2 protein-coding genes are annotated in these 2,413 nt (G+C 30.3%); both read right to left on the bottom strand.

Features of this window, described 5'->3' with window-relative positions:
* Positions 1–1,946, bottom strand: a 1,946-nt coding sequence (locus tag ACT8VG_RS10205) for a glycoside hydrolase domain-containing protein (protein WP_444195799.1), incomplete at its 3' end; no start/stop codon positions are given.
* A gap of 111 nt (positions 1,947–2,057) precedes the next feature.
* Positions 2,058–2,413: hypothetical protein (locus tag ACT8VG_RS10200; RefSeq protein WP_444195798.1), on the bottom strand; the 356-nt coding region annotated here is incomplete at its 5' end.

The raw sequence follows: 2,413 nt of genomic DNA, 5'->3' as shown, positions 1-2,413 counted from the left end.
GCATACTCTTGATACATTATATTTTTATTCTTTTCCACATATGTTTCTATATCCTTTGCAAAAGTTGTAAGATCTCCCATCCAACCACTAAATAAGTCAATAAAAGTATCCAATCCTTCATTTTCGGTATCAATAAAAACATGTATATTTGATTGTAGTGTTGCTGCTAAGTGATTAAAATCATAATAGCATTGTGTTGATGGATCTTTAAATTTAGGAATATCACTTCCCAATGTAGACTCTACTAAATCACAAAAATCATTATCAATTTCTCCTGCCACTAAATTCCATTGAATATTACTTGCTTCTCCAGCAACACTATTACTTGTTCCAAACCAATTTCCTCCATAATTTCCAAGTTTTCTAAAATACTGTAAAACTAAAGAATTACTTTCTGAAATATTATGACAATAATTGTAAGCCAAATCATAAATAGAAGTTAAATAATTATAAAATTTATTAATTCCTGGTAAGACAACTTTACTAATTCCTATATCTTTTCCTGAGACTCCTACTTTATCAATTCTTACAGTTCCATTTCCAGAACCAATAGTAATATCTGTACAAAATTGATCAAAACACCAATCACCTGGAATATTAAATCCTAAATTGCCACTAAATCCATATGAAGCATCTGAAACAAAAAATTTATTAATTTTTAAATCAGAATTATCATGCAATTTATTACATACATTTCTTGTTCCATATACGCCTATTCTATATTTTCTGGCATTTGATGCTAATATTCCTTTAAAATAAGGTATAATATTTGATTGAATAATATCATCAGTAGGATCAAAATCAACTGCAAAATAAATAGTTGACGATGTTGAAAAACCATATTCCCTAGCTGCTACATATGCTTTTTCCCCGTCATTTTTACCTGATGTTCTTGTAAATTTACCTGCAGCATCACCAGATTCTTGGAAAATTGCAAATAACTTTAATCCTGCGTTTAGGATATTATCAATTTCACTTACAGTTAAGCATTTATCCAATGTTCCTCCAGGTGTATTTGTTAAATATCTTCCTACATATTGATAACCAGCATTTTTAATGGTATGTATTTGCGCAGTTGTTAATTTAGTTGCTGTATCGCATCCTAACGCTGATCTATCAGTATCGCCATTACTGCTTAATAAAGACTTAATAACTGTGTAATTAACTCTATTATTAGGTTTTATTAATTTCAAATGATCACAGAATGCTTCAAGAACATAATCTAAAGAAGAATCATATGTTGAAGATAATACATTTATGTAATAACCATTACATACTGTTGCATATCTAATAAGTTTTATAATATTATCTGTATCTCCAATACCAAAGCTTTGTGCTTTACATAATGAAGTTGTTTTAGTCCCCCATGTTCCTGTAGCACTACTTTTAGAAATTCCTAATTCTTTTTGTAAAGCATAAATCAACATTTTATTCATATCACGATTATATAATCCATCACAAGGACAAATTTGATAATAATTATAATTCAATCGCTGTTGAATTGTTCTGATTTCCTCAGTACCTCCTGCCAAGCAGGTGAAGGCGCTCATATCTAATAATGCTTTCATAAAATCTCTTTGCATATTTCCTGAAGCTGATGGAAATCCTGCATCAGTTTTTAATTGTTTGACTGCATTATATGTTCCATTTCCATAATATCCTGTAAATCCTCCTGGATTGTATCCTTTACACCATAAACCGCCTTGCACAATATAAACTAGATTCCCTTCTGACCCTTGAGCAATTGTCGGACACAAAGAATAAGTTGTAGGTCCAAAACTATTACTTGTTTCTTGAATCCCTAATTCAATTTGTAACGCTCGTCTTAATGCATAAATTGTACTCCATCCTGTTTTTCCATCTTCTGTAATTTTGTTATATCTACTATCATTTCCATATGTTTTGTTCAACCATTGTTGAACTTGTAAAACTCTTTCATCTGCCATTATTACTATCCTCCTATGTTGTTACTACTTTCTGTAGAATTTATACCGGTATTCTTTCTACATTTTTATCATACATTCATTCAAAAGCACCATTGTGCCTTTCGCATTTCATTAATATAAACTATTTAATGAAATTGCTCCTGTTACTTTACCGTTTACTCCAATTACTACTCTATCTCCTTTGACTTGAATCACTTCATATTGATTTTTAAATACAAAATTTGCTATTGACTGACCATCATACCACTTTGAACCAGTCTTGACACGCACACTATCTCCAACGTTTAAACTACTAGTTTTGTTTTTTACCTTATAAAAAGTACTAATCACACCATGATCATAACTACAGTCCAAAAACTTTGAATCTATTCCTTTTATATCTTTTAAAGCTCCCTTTTTGGCATTAGAAGTAAACTGATGCAATAATACATTTCCAAAAGGATTGTATTGAATCTTATTGTCCCAAT

It is taken from the genome of Catenibacterium sp., from assembly GCF_052354645.1.
GTDB lineage: Bacteria > Bacillota_I > Bacilli_A > Erysipelotrichales > Coprobacillaceae > Catenibacterium > Catenibacterium mitsuoka_A.
Note: the sequence above shows the minus strand (reverse complement) of the source record. Positions and strands in the feature narration are given on the sequence as shown.